We start from the raw sequence: 24,520 nt of genomic DNA on the forward strand, positions 1-24,520 counted from the left end.
GTCGTTTGCTTTGTTATGTATCCAATTATCTTTTATATAAATAAACAGTTTCGTAAACCAAAAGACAATAACAGAGGTCATAAAGTTATTGATGAAGATGTAAAAATTCATATAAGCAGGGTGAAGTTGAAGGACATTTAATTTTTCATTCATTTGGAATATATTTAACTGCTTGTGGATCTCAACCCAACCTAGACCAACGACCGCACTGACAACGAGTGACCAGATGTAAAAGTTCTTCTTATGCAATATGCAATACTGATAAAGCAACATATAAATGACAGGAAGGATGGCTGCATTTACCGAGAATGCAAAAGGAAATTGAGAAAAGATCATATAGGGATGATCAACGTATCCATACCGAACCAGATAAGAATCTCCATACGTAAACAAGACATGGACAGAATATCCATAGAAAAGTACTTCAAAAAATTTTTCTTTATCAATAAATTTAAATAAAATGACTAAAGGAAAGATAAGCCAAAATAAGTGGTACCAAAATTGCCAAGTCGAAGCATCAGAATATAGCGCCCAATACTCATCGGTCATGTAATTTACATTTGTTTGTACTCTATTGATTTTTTCAATAAATTCTTGTTGTGTCATACATGTCTCCTTTCACCCATATGTTTGGTCATGTATGACGTAATTATTCCACAGCTCTTGAACCAAAAGAAAAAGGGTCTGGCTCCTACCCACAGCGGGTAGGAGCCAGACCCCTTTTTACTACATGAAAGCCATATTATTTTTTCAAAGACGCGCCAATAAATTCTCTAAATAGAGGTTGTGGGCGTGTTGGTCTTGAGCTGAATTCTGGGTGGAACTGTGATGCGATAAAGTATGGATGATCTTTTAGCTCAATGATCTCCACAAGTCGTCCGTCTGGGCTTGTCCCAGAGAAGATGAAACCTGACTTTTCCATTTGGTCACGGTATTCATTGTTGAATTCATAGCGGTGACGGTGACGCTCATAGACGATTTCATCGCTATATGTCGCTCTGGCAACCGTTCCGTCTGTTAACTTACAAGGGAACAAACCAAGACGTAGCGTTCCGCCCATATCTTCAACGTCTTTTTGTTCTGGAAGCAGGTCAATAATTGGGTATGGCGTTTCTGGGTTTAGTTCCGCTGAATGAGCACCTTCTAAACCAAGTACATTACGCGCATACTCGATGGATGCTAGTTGCATCCCTAAGCAAATTCCTAAGAATGGCACATTGTTTTCACGAGCATAGCGAATCGCCGAAATCTTTCCTTCTACGCCACGGTCTCCAAATCCACCAGGAACTAAAATTCCATCAGCTGACCCTACTAACTCAGCGACATTTTCATCTGTTACTTCTTCAGCATCGATCCACTGAATATCAATATCCGCATCAAATGCATAACCAGCGTGGCGTAGCGCTTCTGCTACCGACAAATACGCATCTTGCAGAGCAACATATTTCCCAACAAGGGCAATCGTTACTTTTTCAGATAAGTTTTGTACTTTTTCCACTAATGCCGTCCACTCGGTCATATCTGCTTCGTTGCACTCAAGCTTCAAATGCTTACATACGATTGAATCAAGGTGTTGTGCTTGAAGATCTAATGGTACTTGATAAAGCGTATCCGCATCACGTGCTTCGATCACGGCGTTTTTGTCAATGTCACAGAAGAGCGCAATTTTCTCCTTCATATCTTGAGGAACTGGCTTTTCTGTACGAACAACAATCACATTCGGTTGAATACCAAGACTGCGTAATTCTTTCACACTATGTTGCGTTGGTTTTGATTTCATTTCACCTGCCGCAGCCAGGTAAGGAATCAATGTACAGTGAACATACATCACATTTTCATACCCAGCATCACTTTTAATTTGGCGAATCGCTTCTAAGAACGGCAAACTCTCAATATCCCCTACTGTTCCACCAATTTCAGTGATGACAACATCGGCGCCTGTTTCGCGGCCAGCACGAAATACTCGCTCTTTAATTTCATTTGTCACGTGCGGAATCACTTGAACCGTTCCTCCTAAGTAATCACCGCGACGCTCTTTCTTTAAGACTGTAGAGTATACACGTCCTGTTGTTACATTGCTGTTTTGACTAAGGTTAATGTCGATAAAACGCTCATAGTGACCTAAGTCTAAGTCCGTTTCTGCTCCGTCTTCTGTCACAAATACTTCCCCGTGTTGGTACGGGCTCATCGTTCCAGGATCCACGTTAATATATGGATCAAATTTTTGAATCGTTACTTTCAAGCCACGATTTTTCAATAAACGCCCTAGAGATGCAGCTGTAATTCCTTTTCCAAGTGATGATACTACGCCACCAGTTACAAAAATATACTTTGTTGTCGCCATGTTTTCGTCTCCCTTGCTAAATATATAAGTATTCTCTCCTACATGGAGCATCTTCACACGAAATGCAAATTGCTTGCCACAGCTAAAGAAGCTGGCATACAGATTGCTATGGGGGTTTATTCATTATCTTCCCTTTAGGGTATGCTATATAAAAAGAAAAAAACAAAAGTGACAGCTCTCCCTAGAAAGGGGGCGCACTTTTGTTTTTGTTTTATAAAATGATTCCATTGATTTCTTAAGCCCTAAATGATTCTACCTATATTGCTTACAGAAGTCAAGTAGATTTCACCTGTTTTAAAATTAACGAATGTCCTCATCTTCATCTTCTACATCTTCATCATCGTCTGTATCATCAAGATCCAAATCTTCGTCTGTATCCTCAAAGTCCGTATCTTCATCCTCATCTAGATCGTCTTCTTCGGCAATTTCATCAAGTTCATCTTCAAGATCTTCATATTCATCTTCGTAATCTTCAAACCCATCATCAAGTGTATCGGCATCATCCAATGATGCCTTCGCTTTTTTGCGTGGCTTCACTGGTGTTGTGATTTCTTCTTCGGCTTGCTCTAATGGATACCAGCTTTTTAAACCCCAACGGTTGTCTCCTAAAGAGTGAAAGCGTCCATCGATGTTCATATCTGTGTATAGGTTTGAAATACGTAGTTCCACTTCTTCCTTTGACATTCCCTTAACCTCTGCCACTTTTTGTACGAGGTCATAATAATCATAAGGTGTGCGCTCATCTTTCATAATTTCAAACGCAACCTCCACCATCGACATCTCTTGTAATTCTTCTTTATCCAATTGTTGTAGCTTCATCAAAAGGCACGTCCTTTCAGTCAATCTTCTTCTATCTATTAATCCAACCGTTGTTGGCATTTCAAGCATACTTTTCATTATAAACATATTTCCGGTGTTTATGCTAGTTCATGGAAGAAGAAAGTCTTTTTCCTAAGCAATTAGCTTCGTAATATATAAATTCGTTTTGCCTAATTCAATTAATTTATGATCGAGAAGAACGAGTGGGTTGATGGGATCGTGTGGAAAAATAAAGACAATCTCTGCAACCTCCCCATTATTTAACTCGGCATAATGCCCAATAGAAAGCTCCATAAATCTTTGGATAAATGTTAAGGCATAGGTTGGCTCTAGCTTCCCAAAAGACTCATCTTTGATATGTTTCAGAACCCCGTAAAGAGAGTGCCCTTTCCGGTAAACTCGGTCTGATGTCATCGCATGAAACACATCGGCTATTGCGATGACTTTGGAAAAAGGATGAATTTCATCTGCGTTTTTATGGTGAGGGTAACCCGAACCATCCTCCCTCTCATGGTGTTCTAATGCCATTAAACAAATATCTTCCGTGTAAATGGAGTCTTTTTTTAATAGCTTGTACCCATAAGTTGGATGCATTTGAATTGCTTCATATTCTTCATGTGTTAACCGACCTGGTTTCGTCAAAATATAATCACTCAATTGCAATTTCCCGATATCATGCAAAAGTCCGCCAAGTGTAATTTTTCGCTGGTCGGCTTCTGAAAAGTGAAGCCAATTCGCTAACATGGAAGCAACGACAGACACGCCGATATTATGGCGATATGTATAATCATCTTTATCAAGCATGCCTTCTAACAAAGTCGATAGCCGCTCCTGTCGTGCTAATACTTGAACCGTTGGGAGAACGGTTGATTCAATTTCAGTAAGAGCTTGTTTATTTTTTTAAACTTATCAAAAATCACTTTGATTTCATTGGATGCCCCTTCGATTAAGTCCAAGTGGTCAGGTCGATTCGACTTGCCACAAACGGCATTCAAATACTCGATTCTTACATTCAATCTTCGCAGCAGAGATTCCGATAACACCGTTCCCTTTTTTAGCAGAAGTGTCCCTTCGTCATTGACTAAATCATGCAAAAGCTCTAAACCGATATATTTTTGATAAAGTTCCTTTGCAATCATTCTTGACACCCTCCTACCTGCTATTCATTCATTATACAATATTCTCTTTATTTTGACATCTTTGACATAGCAATACCAAAAGGATTATCCAAAAAGAGTTTTGCTCTTTTGGATAATCCTTGAAGTTACCTTCTTTTACATATTTCGACGATACTGACCGCCTACTTCATAAAGCGCTGCCGTAATTTGCCCTAAACTTGCTACTTTAACAGTTTCCATTAACTCAGCAAAAACATTGCCGCCTTGCATAGCTGTTTGCTGAAGTTGTTTTAATGCGGCAGTAGCAACCTTTTCGTGCTTTTTTTGAAATTGACGCAAGTGATCAATTTGTTGCTTTTTCTCTTCTTTTGTTGCACGTGCCAACTCTAGTTCAAAGTCGTTCTCACCTTCATCCTGTTTCGGATTCAAGTACGTGTTAACACCGATAATTGGCAGCTCCCCTGTATGCTTCTTCATTTCATAATACATCGATTCCTCTTGAATTTTGCTGCGCTGATATTGGGTTTCCATTGCACCAAGTACACCGCCACGATCGTTAATTTGCTCCAACTCACGCAGCACGGCCTCTTCAACTAGATTCGTTAACTCCTCAATAATAAACGACCCTTGTAATGAATTCTCGTTTTTTGCTAAGCCAAGTTCTTTTGCGATAATCATTTGAATCGCCATCGCCCGTCTTACGGAGCTCTCCGTTGGTGTTGTGATCGCTTCATCATAAGCATTTGTATGGAGCGAGTTGCAATTATCGTATATCGCCATAAGCGCTTGAAGTGTTGTCCTGATATCATTAAAATCGATTTCTTGCGCGTGCAAGGAGCGTCCAGACGTTTGAATATGATATTTTAATTTTTGACTGCGTTCATTTGCCTTGTATTTATCCTTCATCACCGTTGACCAAATTCTTCTTGCGACCCGACCAATAACTGTATATTCGGGGTCAAGGCCATTGCTGAAAAAGAAGGATAGGTTCGGAGCAAATTTGTTAATATCCATGCCGCGACTTAAATAATATTCGACATACGTAAAGCCATTTGCAAGTGTAAAAGCAAGCTGTGAAATGGGGTTCGCGCCCGCCTCAGCAATATGATAGCCAGAGATCGAGACCGAATAGTAATTCCGAACGTCATAATCAATAAAATATTGCTGAATGTCCCCCATCATTCTAAGAGCAAATTCCGTTGAAAAAATACACGTGTTTTGTCCTTGATCTTCTTTTAAAATGTCAGCTTGAACGGTACCGCGGACCACGTTTAACGTTTGCTTCTTAATCGATTCATACTCTATGCTAGTCGGCTTTCTCCCATGCTCCTTTTCAAAACGAACACATTGCTGGTCTATGGCCGTATTCATAAACATCGCAAGCAAAATCGGAGCAGGGCCATTTATCGTCATAGATACCGATGTAAGAGGGGCACATAAATCAAAGCCCGCATATAATTTTTTCATGTCGTCTAACGTACAAACACTAACCCCACTTTCACCAACTTTCCCATAAATATCGGGGCGATAATCAGGATCTTCTCCGTACAATGTCACCGAATCAAACGCTGTACTTAAACGCTTGGCTTCATCGTCTTTTGATAAATAATGAAAGCGCCGATTCGTTCGCTCCGGCGTCCCTTCCCCAGCAAACTGCCGCTTTGGGTCCTCTCCTTTTCGCTTGAACGGAAACACTCCCGCAGTAAAAGGAAATTGCCCAGGAACATTCTCCTCCATTGACCACTTTAGAATGTCTCCCCAATCTGAATACTTCGGCAAGGCAACCTTTGGGATTTTCAGGCCGGACAGGCTTTCCGTTTTCAGGTCTGTTGTTATTTCCTTATCACGGATTTTCGTCACAAACGTATCCTGGTTATACGCATGTTTTAAAGCTTCCCAGTGATCAAGAATGTGCTTTGAAGCTGGGAGGAGCTGCTGTTTGTACTGGCGTTGGATCGTTTTGAGCTGTTCGGTTGCCTCCTCCGTTTCTGTTGCTTGATCTTTTAGGATGTTAAGGGCACCTGTTACCTGAAACAATTTCCTTGCAACTTTTGCTTGTTCTTCGGTTGTTTTTTTGTACTGGCGTATCGTTTGGACGATATCCCGCAAGTAGTGCGTTTGTTCAGGTGGAATGATCACATTTTGTTTGATCACTTCTGCACTGGTTTCAATCGTCGTCTTCCAGTTGGTTTGACTTTTTTTAGTAATGAGTTCCATTAGAGCAGCGAAAAGTGTATTCGTTCCGAGGTCATTGAACTGACTGGCAATTGTCCCGTACACAGGCATCGCTTCAAGCGGCTCATCAAAGCGGTTATGGCTGCGTTGATATTGCTTGCGTACATGCCTTAGTGCATCCTCTGACCCTTTCCGGTCAAACTTATTAATCGCAATCAAATCGGCAAAATCGATCATATCAATTTTCTCAAGCTGTGATGGCGCCCCGAATTCACTCGTCATCACATACATCGAAATGTCTGCCACTTCAGTGATTTCAGCATCGCCCTGACCAATTCCACTTGTCTCAACAATAATCAAATCATATCCGGCCGCTTTGACGACAGCGAGCGCTTCCTTCAGGCTCGCAGAAATCTCCGTCCGCGATCCGCGGGTCGCTAGTGAGCGCATAAATACACGCGGGTCGAAAATTGCATTCATTCGAATTCGGTCACCAAGCAGCGCCCCTCCCGTTTTTTGTTTTGTTGGATCGATGGAGAGGATCGCGATGGTCTTCTCTTCAAATTCAAAAAGAAATCTACGTACAAGTTCATCGGTTAAGGAGCTTTTCCCTGCTCCTCCTGTCCCTGTAATCCCGACAACCATTGGAGAGGCAGCAAGCTGGTTGGTTGCTTGAATGGTCAATGTTCCATTCATTTCGTGTTCACATGCTGTAATAAGACGTGCTATCGTGTTTGGATGTTTTTCTTTTAGCTTTGTCACGTTATGCTCACCTTTGCCAGCTAGATTAACATCACATTCTCTTAGCATTTGTTCAATCATGCCTAAAAGGCCGTGTTTGCGGCCATCTTCTGGTGAAAAGATTCGCGCTATCCCGTACTCATGCAACTCTTTGATTTCTGGTGGGGTAATAACGCCACCGCCACCACCGTAAATACGAATATGCCCCGCTCCTTTTTCTTGCAGGAGATCGTAACAGTATTTAAAAAACTCGACATGCCCTCCTTGATAAGAGGAGATCGCGATTCCTTGAACATCCTCTTGTATGGAAGCGTTTACAATTTCTTCAACAGAGCGGTTATGCCCTAGGTGAATGACCTCTGCCCCGCTCGCCTGCATGATTCTTCTCATAATGTTAATCGATGCATCATGACCGTCAAACAAACTTGATGCGGTCACAAAGCGCACATGATTTTTCGGACGGTACGTTTCTGACATGAACAATCCTCCCCTACATCAAACGGTGATTGACTCCTTGAAGCAGCTGCTCGATTTGCAAGTTTGTATAGTCTTCTAAACTAAAATGCTTCTGAATTTGCCATCTTCTAAATGTCCACATATGACCTTGCACTAAAATATTATGGGCAACTAACTTCACTTGCGCGTCATGCACGTGGATAACACCTTCTTTTGCACATTCACGAATGACTTGCTCGATCATCTCTGTCATTTCTACTTCTTTTTGAAGCACATAAGATAGCGCCTCTTTCGGAAGTGACTTGGCCTCTTGATACATGACTAGCACTTCATCCTGCATATCATGAATCACCTGAAAATAAGCAGCCACTGCCTTCTTTAACCGATCAATCCCCTTGTTATCTGTATCTAGATGATACGCTAAACGATCTCTAACCTCTTCATAGATTGCATCACAAACAAGGTAAAGAATATCTTCCTTTGATCTAATATATTCATAGAGTGTACCAATACTAAAGCCTGACTCTTTTGCAATTTCTCTCGTCGTTGTGCGGTGGAACCCCTTTTCAATAAATAAGCGGACAGCACCTTTGACCATTTGTTCACGACGTTTTTTAATTAATTCTGGATCTTTGACTAACGATGGAACTGATTTCTTCAAATTTGCCAACCTACTCTCACTTTTATCTCATTCCTTTTAGCATACTAGACTTTGGGACAATCTACCACAGTGAGTTTAGAATATTTTGTTAAATTTGACGTGGATGGATAGGCTGCAAATTTTTTGTCGTGCAATAGCGCTTTTCACTGGTTCGAGAGGCATGTTTATCCGCGAAAATTTAAATTTATCAGCGAAAATGAATTTTTATCGGCGAACGTTGAAATTTAACGGCGAAAATCCACTTTTATCGGCGAAACGGCCGTAAAGTAGCAAAATTCCCATTTTATCGGCAAAAATACTCGTCTTTTTAGCAAACTTATTCAGCTAACAACATCTTCCCTATGACCAATCTTTGTATCTCATTGGTCCCTTCATAAATTTGCGTAATTTTCGCATCACGCATATAGCGTTCAACAGGATATTCTTTCGTGTATCCATACCCTCCAAATACTTGGACAGCTTCAACGGTCACCTCCATCGCCGTATCGCCAGCAAGCAGCTTCGACATAGCCGATTCCTTCCCGTACGAGAGCCCTTCGCTTTCCTTCCATGCAGCTTGATAAGTGAGCAATCGACTTGCTTCAATTTTTGTCGCCATATCAGCTAACTTAAAGGAAATTCCTTGTTGGGTGCCAATCGCTCTTCCAAACTGCTTTCGTCCCTTTGCATACTCAATTGATGCATCTAGAGCCCCTTGCGCGATTCCAACTGCTTGTGCAGCGATTCCATTACGACCGCCATCTAGCGTCATCATCGCAACCTTAAAGCCCTCTCCTTCCTTTCCAAGTCGGTTTTGAGCAGGGACCCGGCAATTTTCAAAAATGGTTTCTGTTGTTGGTGAGGAGCGAATCCCTAGCTTATGCTCCTTTTTACCGACTGAAAAGCCCGGTGTATCGGCATCTACGATGAAAGCCGTGACACCTTGATGCCTAAGACTTGGATCCGTCACAGCAAAGACGACATAAATATCAGCTACTCCACCATTTGTAATAAAAATTTTCGAGCCGTTTAACACATAGTGTTCCCCATCTAGTACAGCCGTCGTCTTCATTGCCGCAGCATCTGAACCCGAGCCTGCTTCAGTCAAAGCATAAGCCCCGATTTTGGTTCCCTCTGCTAACACACGCAAATACGTTTGCTTTTGCTCCTCGGTCCCAAACTTAAAAATCGGCCAACCAGCAAGTGAGGTATGAGCAGACAGTGTTACCCCTGTTGATGCACACACTCGCGAAAGCTCCTCAACGGCAATAACATAACTCATATAATCTGAGCCAATTCCTCCATACTCCTCTGGCCAAGGTATTCCGGTCAGGCCAAGCTCTGCCATCTTATCAAAAATCTCGCGGTCAAAGCGTTCCTCTTCATCACGCTTGGCTGCTGTCGGTGCGACTTCTTTATTGGCAAAATCACGAACCATTTTCCGAATCATTTCCTGTTCTTCTGTTAAGAAAAAATTCATAAGCCTTTCCCCCTAGTTTAGTAACTGTTTGCTTATAACAAGCCGCTGAATTTCACTTGTCCCTTCATAGATCTCACACACTTTCGCATCGCGAAAATAACGCTCAACCGGATACTCCTTCGTATAACCATAGCCTCCAAAAATTTGCACGGCTTCAATGGCAGCTTCCATCGCTGTTTTGGAAGCAAACAATTTAGCCATTGATGCTTCATGGCCACAGCGCATGCCGTTATCTTTTAAATGGGCTGCTCGGTACGTAAGAAGTTTTGCCGCTTCTATTTTGGTGGCCATATCAGCCAACTTAAAAGCAACAGCTTGTTGAGTGCCAATGGCTTTGCCAAATTGCTTCCGATTTTTCGCATAGCTTGTCGCTGCTTCAAAGGCAGCTTCTGCAATCCCTAGGCTTTGTGCTGCAATTCCAATTCGACCAAAATCCAGATTTGCCATTGCAATTTTAAAGCCGTCGCCTTCTTTTCCTAGCAAATTTCCAACTGGAACGCGGGCATTTTCTAAAATAAGTTCCGTTGTATTCGATCCGTGTAGACCCATCTTCTTTTCCTTTTTGCCAACTTGAAACCCTGGTGTGTTTTTTTCAACGATAAATGCTGAGATTCCGTTCTTCCCTGTACCTGGGGCTGTCGTAGCAAAAACGATGTACGTATCTGCTTCGCCACCGTTTGTAATAAATACTTTTGAACCGTTTAACTCGTAATGATCGCCCTTTTTTACAGCCGTTGTTTTTAACGCAGCTGCATCCGACCCCGCGCTTGGCTCAGTAAGACCAAACGCTCCTAAATACGTTCCTGTCGCTAATTTCGTCACATATTTATTCTTTTGCTCTTCTGTTCCAAAATACAAAATCGGATTTGTCCCTACCGATGTGTGTACCGATAAAATCACACCGACGGTTGCACTTACCTTCGATAGCTCATGAATTGCAATGATATAGGATGTAAAATCCATCGCAGAGCCGCCATATTTTTCAGGGATCGGGATCCCCATTAAGCCTAGCTCGCTCATCTTTTTGATGATGCCCTTTGGAAACGTCTCGTGTGTTTCCATTTCATCAATAAAAGGAGTGATCTGCTCTTCTGCAAATTCACGAACCATTTTTCTCATCATCTTTTGCTCGTTTGTGAAGCGTAAATTCATGACTACACCTCCTTAGATGTAATACTAGCTGTATTTGTAAAAACCTCGACCGGACTTTTTCCCAAGCCAGCCTGCCTTTACATACTTTCTAAGAAGCGGACACGGGCGATATTTATCATCGCCAAAGCCTTCGTGGAGGGTCTCCATAATATAAAGACACGTATCAAGACCAATAAAATCGGCAAGGGTCAAGGGGCCCATCGGATGATTCATTCCAAGCTTCATGACTTCATCAATCGCCTCTGGCTCTGCCACGCCTTCGTAAACCGTAAAGATGGCCTCGTTAATCATCGGCATTAAAATTCGATTAGAGACAAAGCCCGGAAAGTCATTGACCTCAACAGGTGTTTTGTTCAGTCTGAGTGCCAATTCTTCAATCGCTTCATACACCTCATCAGCTGTAGCCAATCCGCGGATAATTTCGACTAGCTTCATGACAGGAACTGGATTCATAAAATGCATGCCGATCACTTTCTCAGGTCTATTCGTTGCCGCAGCGATTTCTGTAATAGGCAAAGATGACGTGTTTGTTGCTAAAATCGTCTCTTTGGGCGTTATTTGGTCAAGTTCAGCAAAGATCGATGATTTCACTTCGATGTTTTCGACCGCTGCTTCAATCACCAATTCAGCTTCACTGGCGTTTGCTAAGTCGGTTGATCCCTCGATCCGCTCCAAAATCTCTGTTTTTTCTGCTTTGGTTAATCTGCCTTTTTCTACTTGGCGAGCTAAATGGTTCGAAATGGATGTTATGCCTCGTTGAACATACTCATCTTTTATGTCGTGAAGAATCACGTCAACTCCAGCCATCGCATGGACTTGGGCAATGCCCGAACCCATTTGACCTGCTCCGATGACCATAACTTTTTGAATGTTCATAGCTACTCTCCTTTTTTGTGAATTAGGTTTAACCAAAAGGGAAGAGCGCCCTTTTCCCTTAATAATGCGTACATAGTTTGCGATCGCTACACTCGCCGTGCGCCTTTTGAGAAGTTCGCGCAGGAAGGCTTAAAAGATTACGGCGGCTTCACTGATCGCTTCGGTTTAACCAAAAGGGAAGAGCGCCCTTTTGGTTAAACCTCTATAAGTACCGCGTCTCCTTGGCCTCCTCCGCTGCAGATGGCTGCGATGCCTAGGCCTCCGCCTCTTCTTTTTAGTTCATAGGCTAATGTGAGAATGATGCGGGTGCCGCTTGCTCCGATTGGGTGGCCGAGGGCAATGGCTCCTCCGTTTACATTAATTTTGCTGGAGTCAAGGCCAGCAATTTGCTGACTTGCTAAGGCGACAGCTGCAAAGGCTTCATTGATTTCAAACAGGTCGATGTCACTTGCTTTTTTGTTCGTTTTTTCAAGAAGCTTCTGAATGACCAAACCTGGTGTTTTTGGGAAGTTTTCGGGTTCAATGGCTAGAGCCGTATGAGCAATGATTGTTGCTAGAGGCTCAAGTCCCGCTTTCATTGCTTTAGCCTCAGACATGAGTAGCAATGCTGCTGCACCGTCGTTAACACCTGGGGCATTGCCTGCTGTGATCGTTCCATCTTTACCAAAAACTGGTTTTAGTTTTGCTAATGAGTCTAGTGTTGTATCGATACGAGGGGCTTCATCCTTTTCAATAAAAAGAGGAGCTCCTGCTCGTTGCGGGACTTCGACTCCTACTATTTCATCTGCAAGTTTCCCAGATTCAATCGCCGCCACTGCTTTTTTATGACTTTCATATGCCCATTTGTCTTGTTGTTCTCTCGAAATACCGAGCTCCTTGGCTACAGCATTTCCATACGTGCCCATATGAACATCGCGGAAGGAACAGGTGAGTCCGTCATGAACTAGCCCATCAATGACCTGGCCATTGCCCATCCGTTGTCCCCACCTTGCATTTGGCAGATAGTATGGAGCGTTACTCATCGATTCCATTCCTCCAGCAACTACTACCTCTGCTTCTCCTAAACGAATGAGCTGATCAGCCATTGTTACACTCCTCATGCCAGAAGCGCACACTTTGTTGATCGTTTCTGTCTGAACCGACCAAGGAAGACCAGCATGTCGAGCAGCTTGGCGTGAAGGAATTTGACCAAGTCCAGCTTGCAGTACATTTCCCATCATTAATTCATCGACTTGTTCTTTTTGCCAATTGGCACGACTGAGCGCCTTTTTAATGGCCTGCCCCCCTAATTCGCTAGCACCAAGTGCACTTAGAGCCCCACCATATTTGGCAAACGGAGTCCTTGCTCCACTAACAATGACTGTCTTCATTCGTTTTCCTCCTCCTTTATTCTGAGCGAACGCTCACTCAATTTTTATAAAATGAGAGAAGCCTGATATCTTAAACCAGACTTCTTTCTTGCTCATACTACATTTATGAAAGCCCTTTCTTTTTTATTCTAGTGGACGATCTCATTTTCCTTCTGGATGAGTGATTTTTCTAAAATTTCGACTAGGTCGAGTGTTTGAACGTCTTCTTCGACTTCCTTTGCTTTTGTCCCGTCACTTAGCATCGTTAAGCAATATGGACAGCCGCTTCCGATGACCGATGGCTCTACTTCAAGCGCTTGTTCGGTACGAGCAACATTAACGCGCTGACCTGTGTCTTCTTCCATCCACATCATTCCACCACCGGCTCCACAGCACATGCCGTTCTCGCGATTTCGTTTCATTTCGAGAATTTCTACACCTGGAATGGCTTTTAAAATGTCGCGAGGTGGTTCATACACTTCATTGTACCGCCCAAGATAACAGGAATCATGATAGACAATTTTTTCTTTCACTTCATACTTCGGCTGAATCCGTCCGTCTCGGATCAACTCAGCAAGAAGTTCTGTATGATGGTACACTTCGACTCCTTCTAGGCCAAATTCAGGATACTCATTTTTAAACGTATTGTATGCGTGTGGATCAATTGTGACAATCTTTTTGACATTATGCTTTTGGAACAAATCAATATTTGCTGCTGCAAGCTCTTGGAATAAAAATTCATTCCCAAGTCGTCTCGGTGTATCTCCTGAGTTTTTTTCTTTGTTTCCAATGATCGCAAACGTGACACCTGCTTCATTCATCACTTTTGCAAATGATTGGGCTATTTTTTGGCTGCGTTTATCATATGAACCCATGGAACCGGCAAAGAATAGAAACTCAAATTCCTCTCCTGCTTTTTCCATTTCCTTCACTGTTGGAACGTGAATATCATCGCGACCTGTACGCCAATTTTCCCGCTCTTTGCGGCTAATTCCCCACGGATTGCCTTGGCGCTCAATATTGGTCATCGCTCGCTGTGCATCGGCATCCATTTTTCCTTCTGTTAATACAAGATAGCGGCGCAGGTCGATAATTTTATCGACATGTTCATTCATAACTGGACACTGGTCTTCACAGTTCCGACATGTTGTACAAGCCCATATTTCCTCTTCTGTAATGACATCTCCGATTAAACTTACTGAATATCCAGCGGCTACTTCCTTCCCACCAGATCCTTGCATCGCTAACTGGTTTGCTTTCGTATTGGAAAAAACAAATTCCGGAAGCCATGCTGATTTAGACGTTACCGCAGCGCCTTTTTCAGTTAAGTGGTCACGCATTTTTACGATTAAATCCATCGGGGACAGCATTTTTCCTGTTCCCGTTGCTGGACACATATTTGTACAACGACCACATTCGACACAGGCATATAAATCGACGAGCTGTTTCTGATTAAAGTCTTCAATTTTATTAACACCAAATACTTCTTGGCTCTCATCCTCAAAATTAATCGAAGACAGCTGCCCCACTTTATGAGTGCGTCCTAAGAAAACATTTACTGGACCCGCAATTAAATGCGCATGCTTCGATTGCGGAACGTAAACGAGGAATGTGAGCAAAAACAATAAGTGCATCCACCAAAATACAAAGAATAACGCACCTGCTACAACTGGTGTTACAAACCCAAAAACCGTTGCAATAGTAGAGGCAATCGGTTCAAATCCGCTTAATGATTTATCAAGCCAGATGATCTCCATCCCTTTTGCTAGAAGCTTTGATGTCATTAATCCCCCAATAAAAACAAGAACAAGTCCTGCTTTCCAGCCACGCTTTAAACGGCCTAACTTTTCCACATAGCGGCGGTGAAAGGCCCAGACAACTGCAATTAAGATCATCAGCACAACTAATTCTTGAAAGAAGGTAAAGGCTGGATACAGCACTCCAAGTGGCAAGTGTGAGCCAACCGCCAACCCTTTCCATATTAAATCAATGGCTCCAAGCTGAACGAGTAAAAAACCGTAGAAAAACATGAGATGGATGATGCCGCTTTTTTTATCTTTTAACAACTTCTTTTGACCAAACACATTCACCCAAATTGCATGTAGACGCTCTTTCATCGTATGATTGAACTCGGCTTTTTTTCCAAGCTTGATGTACTCATACCTCGTTTTAACTAGCGTTACGAATAAATAGATGGCATAAGTCACAACGAGTAAGAATAAAATCCAATTAACCCATGTTAACGCTTCCACAAATGAACATCTCCCTTCGCTCTTTCCTTTAATAATACTCCATGGCCATTTATATAAAATGATTATAACACGGTTTGAATGAATGGTCATTCATTTTTTATGATATTTTTCTCATGAACTTCTTCATTTTGCACATGCTAAAAGCAGAACTTTAAAGAGCGTTCGGTGTCTTTTCATAAAGCGCTTGTAGAAAGAAGGTTATGCTATGAATGGATGGGTTATTACTGCTTTAATCTTAATTGCTGTTCTTATTTGGTTGAGAATCGATTTTATTTTAGGACTACGTCAGCAACGAAAAGAAGCAACTCGGCATGTTCAGGAAACACGGTACGGTGAAGTAACCTTTTTACCTACAGGTGATGAGTTTTTTAGAAAGTTGTTTGCTGATATTGAGCAAGCAAATGATCATGTACATTTGCTTTTTTATATATTTAGAGACGACCATATTAGCGGCAAGTTATTGAAAATTATTGAAGGAAAGGCAAAGGAAGGCGTCGATATCAGGCTTTTAGTCGATAAGCTTGGCTGTGACATTCCCAAAAAACGTATAAAGCAATTGAAAGAATCAGGGGTTCGCTTCGCCTATTCTCATCCGGTATCATTGCCTTATCTCTTTTTCACTTTTAACCGGAGAAATCATCGAAAGTTAGTTATCGCTGACGGACGTGTTGGGTATATTGGTGGCTATAATGTTGGAGATGAGTATTTAGGGAGAGATCCTAAATTTGGTACGTGGCGTGACTTCCATTTACGAATTGAAGGAGATGGGGTTCAAGATTTACAAGGGCAATTTTTGCAGGATTGGCAAACAGCGAAGCAAAAATATATGGAAAAGTCCTCTCATTATCCAACATTAAGAAAAGGACCAATCCCACTGCGAATTCTCCCAACAGATGGAGTTTATTTAGAAGAGACATTCATTGATTTAGTCAGTCAAGCAAAAGAAACGATTATCATTGGGACCCCTTACTATATCCCTGGTGAGCCTTTGCAAAGAGAACTAATGGCTGCAGCAAAACGAGGGGTCGATGTGAAACTAATTGTCCCGAAAAAAGGTGATCATCCTCTTGTTAAAGAAGCTGCGTTTCCTTACTTTAAACCATTGCTCGAAGCAGGAATTAACGTTTACCAATATTACCGTGGGTTCTTCCACGCTAAAGCTGTTGTCATTGATAACCAAGTATGCGACATTGGCACAGCCAATTTTGATAAGCGAAGCTTCCATATAAATCATGAAATCAATTGTTTACTTTATGACCCTGAATTTATTCAGAAAGTCTTAAAGGTAATGGAGCATGATATTTCCATTTCAGAACGCCTGACACTTGAAGCCTATCAAAAAAGACCGCTCACTCAAAGGGGGAAAGAACAAGTCGCCAAGCTCGTCTCAGGCCTATTATAAGGAGGCCACTGAAAAAAGGTGCGACTTTCACCTTTTTCAGTGGCCTTTAAGCAATGAGCGGAACCGTTGCTTTGTTTTAAGCCTGCTATGAGTGGGTTTCATAGGTGCAAACTTGCTTTGCACCGGCAGCCGACTTTAGGAGGCTCATGTTTCTCGTAGCAGGCGCGCAACGTGTGGAGCCATTGCTGCTTCCTCGAATCTTCTAAAAGGACTTCTTCAGAGCCTTCGTAATGCTATACCGAGGGGTCTGACCCCCCATACCCAAACTAAAATGGACCCTCTTTATTTGAGGGTCCATTTTAGTTTGGGTGGGCTAGTTGCTTTCGTTTGATCCAGCTGTCAATAATCGCATTACATTGGTCCGGACGCTTTGTTGGCACTTGATGAGCGACTCCGTTTACTAGAACAACATCCACATCTTTTAATTGCTGAAAGAACAGTAATGAATAGAGCGGAGAAACCGCATCTAGCTTTCCGTATATTAATAAAACCGGAACCGTTAGCTGGTTCAGTCTGTCTGTGGAAACATAATCTCTGCCTTGTTCATAAATACGTTGCAACGTATTTGCATCTCCTTGTTTTATAAAGAAAGCCATTTTTCGTTGCTCGCGCTTGGATCGAAAATGGGCTTTTGGCAAGACAAAGGAAAACAAATCCAGTAGTTCATTTTTGGCAGCCCATATTCCTAAATTAAATTCCTTTTCAAGCAAAAATGATGATACTTCTGGGAAGCCACTAATAATAATGACCCCCTTTGTTACGTCTGGGTATAAAAGCGCAAACTCTTGAGCCGTCGATCCCCCGTTTGAATACCCACAGACAATGACAGAGCTAAGCCCCAATTTCATCACAAGAGCATAGGCAATCTCAGCAAAGTCTGTCACTGAGGTTTTTTCGGACCGTTTCATACTTCTGCCACTATCTGTTAAATCAATGAAAATAAGCTGGTAGTTTTCTGCTAGAGCACGCTGATACTCAAACGTTTCTATCCCCATTACAGGTGGATGAAAAAAAAGAATCGGCGTCCCCTCTCCATGAACTTCATAGTAATAATGAGCCTTGTTTGATTTCAAATATGGCAAAGGACCTGCCTCCTTTTACTTTTACGATTGTATAAACGGAAGAAGCCAGTGGAAAAGTTTATACCCTAAATAAACGCCAACGATCCCCATAACACCCGCTAATGCTGGTGGTGCTGGAATGGGTAATTTAATTAGCGCAAAGAAAAAGCCAACAACTAAGCCCGCTATAAGAGCAAGGATTACTTCTTGCATCAATATCCCTTCTTTCTATCTTTACTATGTGTGAAAAGCTCTACTTTATTCGAAGGCACTAAAAAAGGTACGATTTTCACCTTATTTAGTGCCCTTTAAGCAATGAGCGGAACCGTTGCTTTGTTTTAAGCCTGCTATGAGTGGGTTTCATAGGTGCAAACTTGCTTTGCACCGGCAGCCGACTTTAGGAGGCTCATGTTTCTCGTAGCAGGCGCGCAACGTGTGGAGCCATTGCTGCTTCCTCGAATTTTACTAAAATGGACTTTTTTCTGTGGCCCTAACTGTCACCAAACAACCTCTATAACGAACCAAATAATTAAGATAAGCTGTATCATACATTTGGCAAATGTACTGCTCAAAAATGCAAGCAATGAAGCCACGGCCACTTTGAAGGCATGCTGTCCATTTTGGCTAGAGGCAAACTCTGTGATAAAAACTAAGAGAAATGGCACGACAATAAGGCCAAACGGAGGATAAATAAACGAACCGACAATGACACCAATTGCAGCCATTCTCTCGCCCCATTTGGACCCCCCGTATTTTTTTACAAAATATTGACTTGCAATCAAGTCCGCACAAAGGATGACCAGCGTTAACACCCCAGCACCAATCCAAAACCAAACCGAAAGCGAGCCAAGCATAAATACATAGAGCAAGAATCCACCCCATAACACAAGTACAGACGGGATGATGGGAAAAATGAGTCCTACAAAACTAAGTACAAACAAAGCAATAATTGCAATCCAAATAACGACGTTCATTCGTTTCCTCCCAGGACTTCCTCGCCTTTTAGGCAGGATTTTTTCAACGCATTATAGGCTCCTCTTTCTAAAACCCGCATCTTAGCAGGGAAAAGCACTTGGAAGTAGTCCAAGTGCTTTTTTCACTACATTTTCTCTGGAGCTTCTACCCCTACTAGTGCAAGGGCATTTTTTATCGTGACTTGAGTGGCTTTCATAAGTGCTAGGCGAGCATTCGATGCCTCTTTGTTTTCTGGGTCGATAACGCGTTCTGCATTATAAAAGCTGTGTAGCGTGGAAGCCAAATCATGCACATAATTTGTAATACGGTGCGGAATTTGCTTTTGCGCTGCCTCTGCTACCACTTCTGGGAAGTCTCCAATTGCTTTTAACAAGTCGTAAGCTTTTTCAGAAGAAAGAACCGTTAGATCTGTTGCTTCATCAAACGTAAAGCCTTGCTCGGCTCCTTGGCGCAGCATGCTGCACACACGGGCATGAGCGTACTGTACGTAGTAAACAGGGTTTTCATTTGACTTAGAAACCGCTAAATCCATATCAAAATCTAATTGTGTATCTGAGCTACGCATCGCAAAGAAATAACGAGTCGCATCAATGCCTACCTCTTCCATCAAATCTCGTAGCGTGACAGCTTTCCCTGTACGCTTACTCATTTTCACTTTTTCTCCGCCTTGGTACAAGCTCACCATTTGGATGATTTGGACATCTAGCTGTTCTGGTGCATACCCAAGAGCTTGAATGGCTGCTCTCATACGCGGAATATACCCGTGATGGTCGGCCCCCCAAATGTTGATCAACTTTTCAAAGCCACGATTCATTTTATCTTGGTGATACGCAATATCTGGTGTTAAATATGTGTAGCTTCCGTCGTTTTTAATGAGCACGCGGTCTTTATCATCGCCGTATGTTGTCGAACGGAACCAAGTCGCGCCATCCTCTTCAAATGTCTCGCCCTTTTCGGCTAAGACGTTTAACGTTTCGGTCACTTTTTCTGTTTCATATAAAGATGTTTCAGAGAACCAATTGTCAAACTCAACACGGTACTCCTTCAGGTCAACTTTGATTTTTTCTAGTTCTTTTTCAAGGCCATATTGGCGTAAAAATGCATGACGCTCTTCTTCTGAAACATTCACGAACTCATCACCATGTTCTGCCGCTAATGCTTGACCAAATTCAATGATGTCCTTACCGTGATAGCCATCTTCTGGCATTGGCTTATCTTTGCCTAAAGCTTGATAATAACGGGCTTCAAGCGACAAGGTTAAGTTATGAATTTGATTTCCGGCGTCATTAATATAGTATTCTCGTTCTACCTCATAGCCAGCTTTTGCTAACACATTACATAGTGCATCTCCAACAGCTGCACCACGAGCATGTCCAAGATGAAGCGTTCCTGTTGGGTTAGCAGAAACAAACTCAACTTGAATTCGTTTTCCGCCACCTATATTTGTTTCCCCATACGTATCACCTGCTTTTATAACAGCAGGAACAACATCGCGCAAGTAGCTTTTATCCATGAAAAAGTTTATAAAACCAGGACCAGCAATTTCAACTTTTTCAACAGAAGCACGCTCGTTGTTTAACTTAGCAACTAGTTCTTCTGCAATCATACGTGGTGCTTTTTTGGCCACTCGTGCTAGTTGCATAGCCATATTTGTTGCATAATCTCCGTGAGCTTTGTCTTTTGGTGATTCAAGGACAACTTCAGGAATTTCTTCGGCACTTGCTAGTCCCGCTTCTTGCACAGCTACGACAATTTCCTCTTTTAATTTTTGTTTAATTTGTTCTACACTATTCATTAATTGTATCCTCCTCTAATGTCAACCGTACTTGGTGGGTTCCTGTATCCTGACCTTGTAAGGCAAATTTATATGTAAGTTGAATGCGGCCACGGCTCTTGCCAGATGGCCATTGAACGAGTAGCTTATCGGTTATCGCTGTTGTTTCCCATGATGCATCTGGGGTAACATAACGACCAAGCGTTTCCTCTCCAACAATAAACCCTTGTCGCATAAGGACCGACCCTTGCCTAATAAGCATCAGCTCTCTGCCGTCCCATTTCATTGTCGTTTGGACAGACTCTGTTTCGGACAATGTTTCTTGAAAACGCAAATAATCCTGATTTCCTTTATGAAAAAGTTCACCACGCGTCGTAAACTCATAGGAATCAGTATGATCCCCGTGGTTGATTTTCGTTTGAAATCGCATTTTTAATGAACGTTTAGTTGGTTTATTCATCCTTAGCTCGCACACCTCTCTATCACTCAAGTTTAGCGAGTTTGCTACCGACTTGCAAGACGCAAGTCAAGAGACCTGCCCTCCTATATCCTTGCACGGTAAAAAAGAGGAGGAAGGCCACTGAAAAAGGTGAAAATCGTACCTTTTTCAGTGGCCCTTCATTTGGTTGCTCTTTTATGGTTTATATTCGCTCTTATTTGACTAAATCACTCACAAACTTCGGTAGAGCAAAACATGCTTTGTGTAGTTCTTTTGTATAATATTTTGTTTCAAGATCATGAAAGCGACTGTCTTCCACTTCAAGTGGATCGTGTTTTTTTGAAGCAATCGTAAACGTCCACAGTCCACTTGGATATGTCGGAATATTAGCTGTATACAACCGGGTAATCGGGAAAATTTCTTGGACATCCTTAAATACTTTTGTGATGAGTTCACTATGGAACCAAGGATTGTCCGTTTGTGCAACAAATATCCCGTCATCTTTTAACGCTTTTGAAATTCCTTCGTAAAATCCTTTTTCAAACAGCTTAACAGCAGGTCCAACGGGCTCAGTGGAATCAACCATAATAACATCATATTCATTCACTGACTTAGCGATATGCATGAAGCCATCATCGACTTGAACATCAACACGCGGGTCATTTAGTGCGCCTGCAATCGTTGGCAAATATTTTTTAGAATACTCGATCACCTTGCCATCAATTTCAACAAGTGTCGCTTTTTCAACGGATGGGTGCTTTAAAATCTCACGGATGACCCCACCATCACCGCCTCCTACAACCAACACATTTTTGGGATTAGGGTGTGTAAATAATGGGACATGTGCGACCATTTCATGATAAACGAATTCATCTTTCTCTGTCGTCATCACCATTCCATCAAGAACGAGCATGTTACCAAACTCTTCTGTTTCAATCATATCGAGCTTTTGAAAGTCTGTTTGCTCTGTATGATGTGTTTGCTTAATTTTAGCGGTAATTCCAAAGTGCTCTGTCTGCTTTTCTGTATACCATAACTCCATCTTACGTCACCTCATTATTCCTTACTTCTCCTGTATAGGTTCTTCCAATTTTGTACGTTCTACTCTTTCCAAATGAAAGATCTAAAATCATGAAATAACGCCGTCTCCGCATAGAGCATGTCATCCTTTTGCTATTGCCTCTCTCACACTAGTCGCTATTAACTACATTATAAAATCCAACCTTCTCCAGTTTTGTACGTTTAAAAACATCGCTTTTTACCAATGATGAATACATGAGCGAACAGCATAACGACCGCATTTGTTCGCTACTCGCCATTATTAAAAATTATATTTATAGAACGGGGTGACGTAATGGAAGTCGTCATTGACCGACGAGTACGCCGAAGAAGGCGCTTAGTCCGTTTATTTTTTCGTCTTTTTTTAATCTTCTTAGTGTTGGCAGCCGGGGCCGCTGTCGCTCTTTTATCGTATACGAAAATGCAAGGGCCTCCCCCATTAAATGTGTCGCAAACGACTGTTTTTTACGGGGCCGACAATTCACCTATTGGTCAGCACCATCAAGGGGAAAACCGCCATTGGGTCGGATTAACATCTATTGATGAGGAAGTGATTAATGCAACGATCTCGATTGAAGATCGACGTTTTTATAACCATCTTGGATTTGATCTGACGCGGATTGGAGGAGCTGTCGTTGCAAACTTGCGATCACGTTCCATGGCTCAAGGAGCAAGTACTCTTACACAACAGTACGCTAGAAATCTCTATTTAAGTCATGACAAAACGTGGGTGCGCAAGTGGAATGAGTTGCTTTATTCCCTTCGCCTTGAAATGAATTATGAGAAGGATCAAATTTTAGAAGGCTACTTAAATACCGTTTATTATGGTCATGGTGCCTACGGAATTGAGGCTGCAGCTCATCATTACTTTGGAAAGTCGGCAAATAACCTGACTCTTGCAGAAGCAAGCATGTTATCAGGTATTCCAAAAGGGCCAAGTTATTATTCACCGTTAATTGACTTTGAACGAGCGAAACGACGCCAAGCTGTGGTTCTCCAGTCTATGGTCGAAAATGGCGTATTAACTCAAGTAGAAGCAGATGAAGCCCATGCGGAACCACTTAATTTCATTCACGATGAACTGGATACCACCTCAACCGTCGGACCTTACTTTCAAGCCGCTGTTGAAAAGATTCTAATTCAGGATGTTGGGATCGACCCTGCTTTACTCGAAGCTGGCGGACTTAAAGTGTATACAACGCTTGATCCTGACATGCAAAAAGAAGCTGAATATTGGGTCGAGCGTGAGATGCCTGACTCCGAACTCCAAACAGCTTTAGTGGCTATGGATCCACGCACAGGCGATGTGAAAGCACTTGTTGGTGGAAAAGATTATGTAGAGAGTCCATATAACCGTGCAACGGAAGCGAGAAGACATCCAGGCTCATCGTTTAAACCGTTCCTATACTATGCAGCCCTTGAAAATGGTTTCACGCCTGCTTCCACACTTATGAGTGAGGAAACAACATTTGAAATCGAGGGAGGACAACCTTGGTCACCTAGCAATTTTAACGATAATTATGCAGAGGATTTTATTACATTGCTACAAGCGATGGCTTTCTCAGATAATATTTATGCAGTGAAGACCCACCTATATTTAGGGACAGACAAGGCGGGAGAGCTGGCTCACCGCATTGGAGTCGAAAGTCCATTAGGCGATGGGGCTGCATTAGCGCTTGGGGCGACAGATGTGGGAGTAGCCGAAATGGCTAGGGCGTATAGTGCCTTTGCTAACGGTGGGAAAAAAGTAGAGCCTCGTTACATTAAAAAAGTCGTTGACGCAGAAGGCGAAGTACTCTATGAATCAGAGCCGCACCTAGAACAAGTTCTTGATCCAAAGCTAACCTTTATCATTACAGACCTGATGAAAGGCATGTTCGATCCATATTTAAATGCTCATACCTCTGTTACAGGACGCTCTGTATCACATCTAATTAATCGTCCAGCAGCAGGGAAGTCAGGGTCAACAAGCAGGGATAGCTGGATGGTCGGCTACACTCCCCAGCTTGTCACAAGTGTTTGGGTTGGGTACGATAGCAAGACCAATCTTAATCAAGCGACAGATGGCCAACATGCAAAACAAATTTGGGCTAACTTTACCGAGCATGCGTTAAGTGACCAAGAAGCCGTTGACTTCCCTGTCCCTGATGGCGTTGTCGGCGTAGAAATGAACCCACAAAACGGCTTGCTCGCTACTGAGGACTGCCCAACACATCGTGTCACATACTTTGTTGAAGGGACCGAGCCAACAAAAGAATGTCCAAAACCAGCATCCGATGGAGAAGAAGTAGAAGCCATTGATGAAGAAGCCCACGAGAAAGAACGCATTATTGATCGTTTCTTTAAATGGTTCGGACATTAAAGAGCCTGACTCAGGCAGGTCTGTTCTTGACCACCTGAGTCAGGCT

Annotated in this window: 20 protein-coding genes; 2 read left to right on the forward strand and 18 right to left on the reverse strand. The window is 42.4% G+C overall.

Features of this window, described 5'->3' with window-relative positions:
• The 12 genes from LQ50_RS17925 to LQ50_RS17980 all read right to left on the reverse strand — a co-directional run.
• Nucleotides 1–606: hypothetical protein (locus tag LQ50_RS17925; RefSeq protein WP_052144841.1), on the reverse strand; the 606-nt coding region annotated here is incomplete at its 3' end.
• 136 nt (nt 607–742) lie between these two features.
• On the reverse strand, nt 743–2,344 hold the full coding sequence (gene pyrG, locus LQ50_RS17930) for a CTP synthase (RefSeq protein ID WP_034631872.1): 1,602 nt from the start codon (nt 2,342–2,344) through the stop codon (nt 743–745).
• A gap of 300 nt (nt 2,345–2,644) precedes the next feature.
• Nucleotides 2,645–3,163, reverse strand: a complete 519-nt coding sequence (gene rpoE, locus LQ50_RS17935) for a DNA-directed RNA polymerase subunit delta (RefSeq protein WP_034631873.1) — start codon at nt 3,161–3,163, stop codon at nt 2,645–2,647.
• Between the two features lie 132 nt (nt 3,164–3,295).
• The gene (locus tag LQ50_RS17940) at nt 3,296–3,979 is read right to left on the reverse strand and encodes an HD-GYP domain-containing protein (protein ID WP_052144842.1); all 684 of its coding nucleotides are present in this window, start codon (nt 3,977–3,979) and stop codon (nt 3,296–3,298) included.
• A 23-nt stretch (nt 3,980–4,002) separates the two neighbouring features.
• Entirely contained in the window at nt 4,003–4,302 is a 300-nt protein-coding gene (locus tag LQ50_RS17945; protein WP_034631875.1) for a hypothetical protein, read from the reverse strand.
• Nucleotides 4,303–4,437: 135 nt separating this feature from the next.
• On the reverse strand, nt 4,438–7,674 hold the full coding sequence (icmF, locus tag LQ50_RS17950) for a fused isobutyryl-CoA mutase/GTPase IcmF (RefSeq protein WP_034631877.1): 3,237 nt from the start codon (nt 7,672–7,674) through the stop codon (nt 4,438–4,440).
• Between the two features lie 13 nt (nt 7,675–7,687).
• Nucleotides 7,688–8,323 carry a TetR/AcrR family transcriptional regulator gene (locus LQ50_RS17955; protein WP_505669918.1) on the reverse strand — a complete coding sequence of 212 codons (636 nt, stop codon included), beginning with the start codon at nt 8,321–8,323 and terminating at the stop codon, nt 7,688–7,690.
• A gap of 307 nt (nt 8,324–8,630) precedes the next feature.
• On the reverse strand, nt 8,631–9,773 hold the full coding sequence (locus LQ50_RS17960; RefSeq protein ID WP_034631879.1) for an acyl-CoA dehydrogenase: 1,143 nt from the start codon (nt 9,771–9,773) through the stop codon (nt 8,631–8,633).
• A gap of 12 nt (nt 9,774–9,785) precedes the next feature.
• Nucleotides 9,786–10,925, reverse strand: coding sequence for an acyl-CoA dehydrogenase (locus LQ50_RS17965; protein WP_034631881.1), 1,140 nt, complete (start codon nt 10,923–10,925; stop codon nt 9,786–9,788).
• Nucleotides 10,926–10,949: 24 nt separating this feature from the next.
• Nucleotides 10,950–11,801, reverse strand: coding sequence for a 3-hydroxybutyryl-CoA dehydrogenase (locus LQ50_RS17970; RefSeq protein WP_034631884.1), 852 nt, complete (start codon nt 11,799–11,801; stop codon nt 10,950–10,952).
• Between the two features lie 194 nt (nt 11,802–11,995).
• Complete coding sequence (locus LQ50_RS17975) at nt 11,996–13,171, reverse strand: acetyl-CoA C-acetyltransferase (protein ID WP_034631886.1); 1,176 nt, start codon at nt 13,169–13,171, stop codon at nt 11,996–11,998.
• 128 nt (nt 13,172–13,299) lie between these two features.
• Nucleotides 13,300–15,402 (reverse strand): (Fe-S)-binding protein, encoded by a 2,103-nt coding sequence (locus LQ50_RS17980; protein WP_034631887.1) that lies wholly within the window; start codon nt 15,400–15,402, stop codon nt 13,300–13,302.
• A gap of 205 nt (nt 15,403–15,607) precedes the next feature.
• On the opposite strand from LQ50_RS17980, the gene cls reads away from it, so the two are divergent.
• Nucleotides 15,608–16,804: a cardiolipin synthase gene (gene cls / locus LQ50_RS17985; RefSeq protein ID WP_034631890.1), complete on the forward strand. Its 1,197-nt coding sequence runs from the start codon at nt 15,608–15,610 to the stop codon at nt 16,802–16,804.
• A 299-nt stretch (nt 16,805–17,103) separates the two neighbouring features.
• On the opposite strand, the gene LQ50_RS17990 is transcribed toward cls, so the two are convergent.
• The 6 genes from LQ50_RS17990 to speE form a co-directional block, all read right to left on the reverse strand.
• Complete coding sequence (locus LQ50_RS17990; RefSeq protein ID WP_034631892.1) at nt 17,104–17,886, reverse strand: alpha/beta fold hydrolase; 783 nt, start codon at nt 17,884–17,886, stop codon at nt 17,104–17,106.
• A 21-nt stretch (nt 17,887–17,907) separates the two neighbouring features.
• A complete protein-coding gene (locus LQ50_RS17995; RefSeq protein WP_034631895.1) occupies nt 17,908–18,078 on the reverse strand; it encodes a XapX domain-containing protein in 171 nt (56 codons plus the stop codon).
• Nucleotides 18,079–18,362: 284 nt separating this feature from the next.
• A complete protein-coding gene (locus LQ50_RS18000) occupies nt 18,363–18,839 on the reverse strand; it encodes a DUF456 domain-containing protein (protein WP_034631897.1) in 477 nt (158 codons plus the stop codon).
• Between the two features lie 125 nt (nt 18,840–18,964).
• Nucleotides 18,965–20,635, reverse strand: a complete 1,671-nt coding sequence (gene argS, locus LQ50_RS18005; RefSeq protein WP_034631899.1) for an arginine--tRNA ligase — start codon at nt 20,633–20,635, stop codon at nt 18,965–18,967.
• Nucleotides 20,628–21,074 carry a YwiB family protein gene (locus LQ50_RS18010; protein WP_034631901.1) on the reverse strand — a complete coding sequence of 149 codons (447 nt, stop codon included), beginning with the start codon at nt 21,072–21,074 and terminating at the stop codon, nt 20,628–20,630. Before LQ50_RS18010 ends, argS begins: the two co-directional genes overlap by 8 nt.
• Nucleotides 21,075–21,267: 193 nt before the next feature.
• On the reverse strand, nt 21,268–22,095 hold the full coding sequence (speE, locus tag LQ50_RS18015) for a polyamine aminopropyltransferase (protein ID WP_034631903.1): 828 nt from the start codon (nt 22,093–22,095) through the stop codon (nt 21,268–21,270).
• Between the two features lie 312 nt (nt 22,096–22,407).
• On the opposite strand from speE, the gene LQ50_RS18020 reads away from it, so the two are divergent.
• Entirely contained in the window at nt 22,408–24,474 is a 2,067-nt protein-coding gene (locus tag LQ50_RS18020; RefSeq protein ID WP_034631904.1) for a transglycosylase domain-containing protein, read from the forward strand.
• The last annotated feature ends 46 nt before the right edge of the window (nt 24,475–24,520 follow it).

Origin of the sequence: Halalkalibacter okhensis (assembly GCF_000787375.1) — a bacterium.
GTDB lineage: Bacteria > Bacillota > Bacilli > Bacillales > Bacillaceae_D > Halalkalibacter > Halalkalibacter okhensis.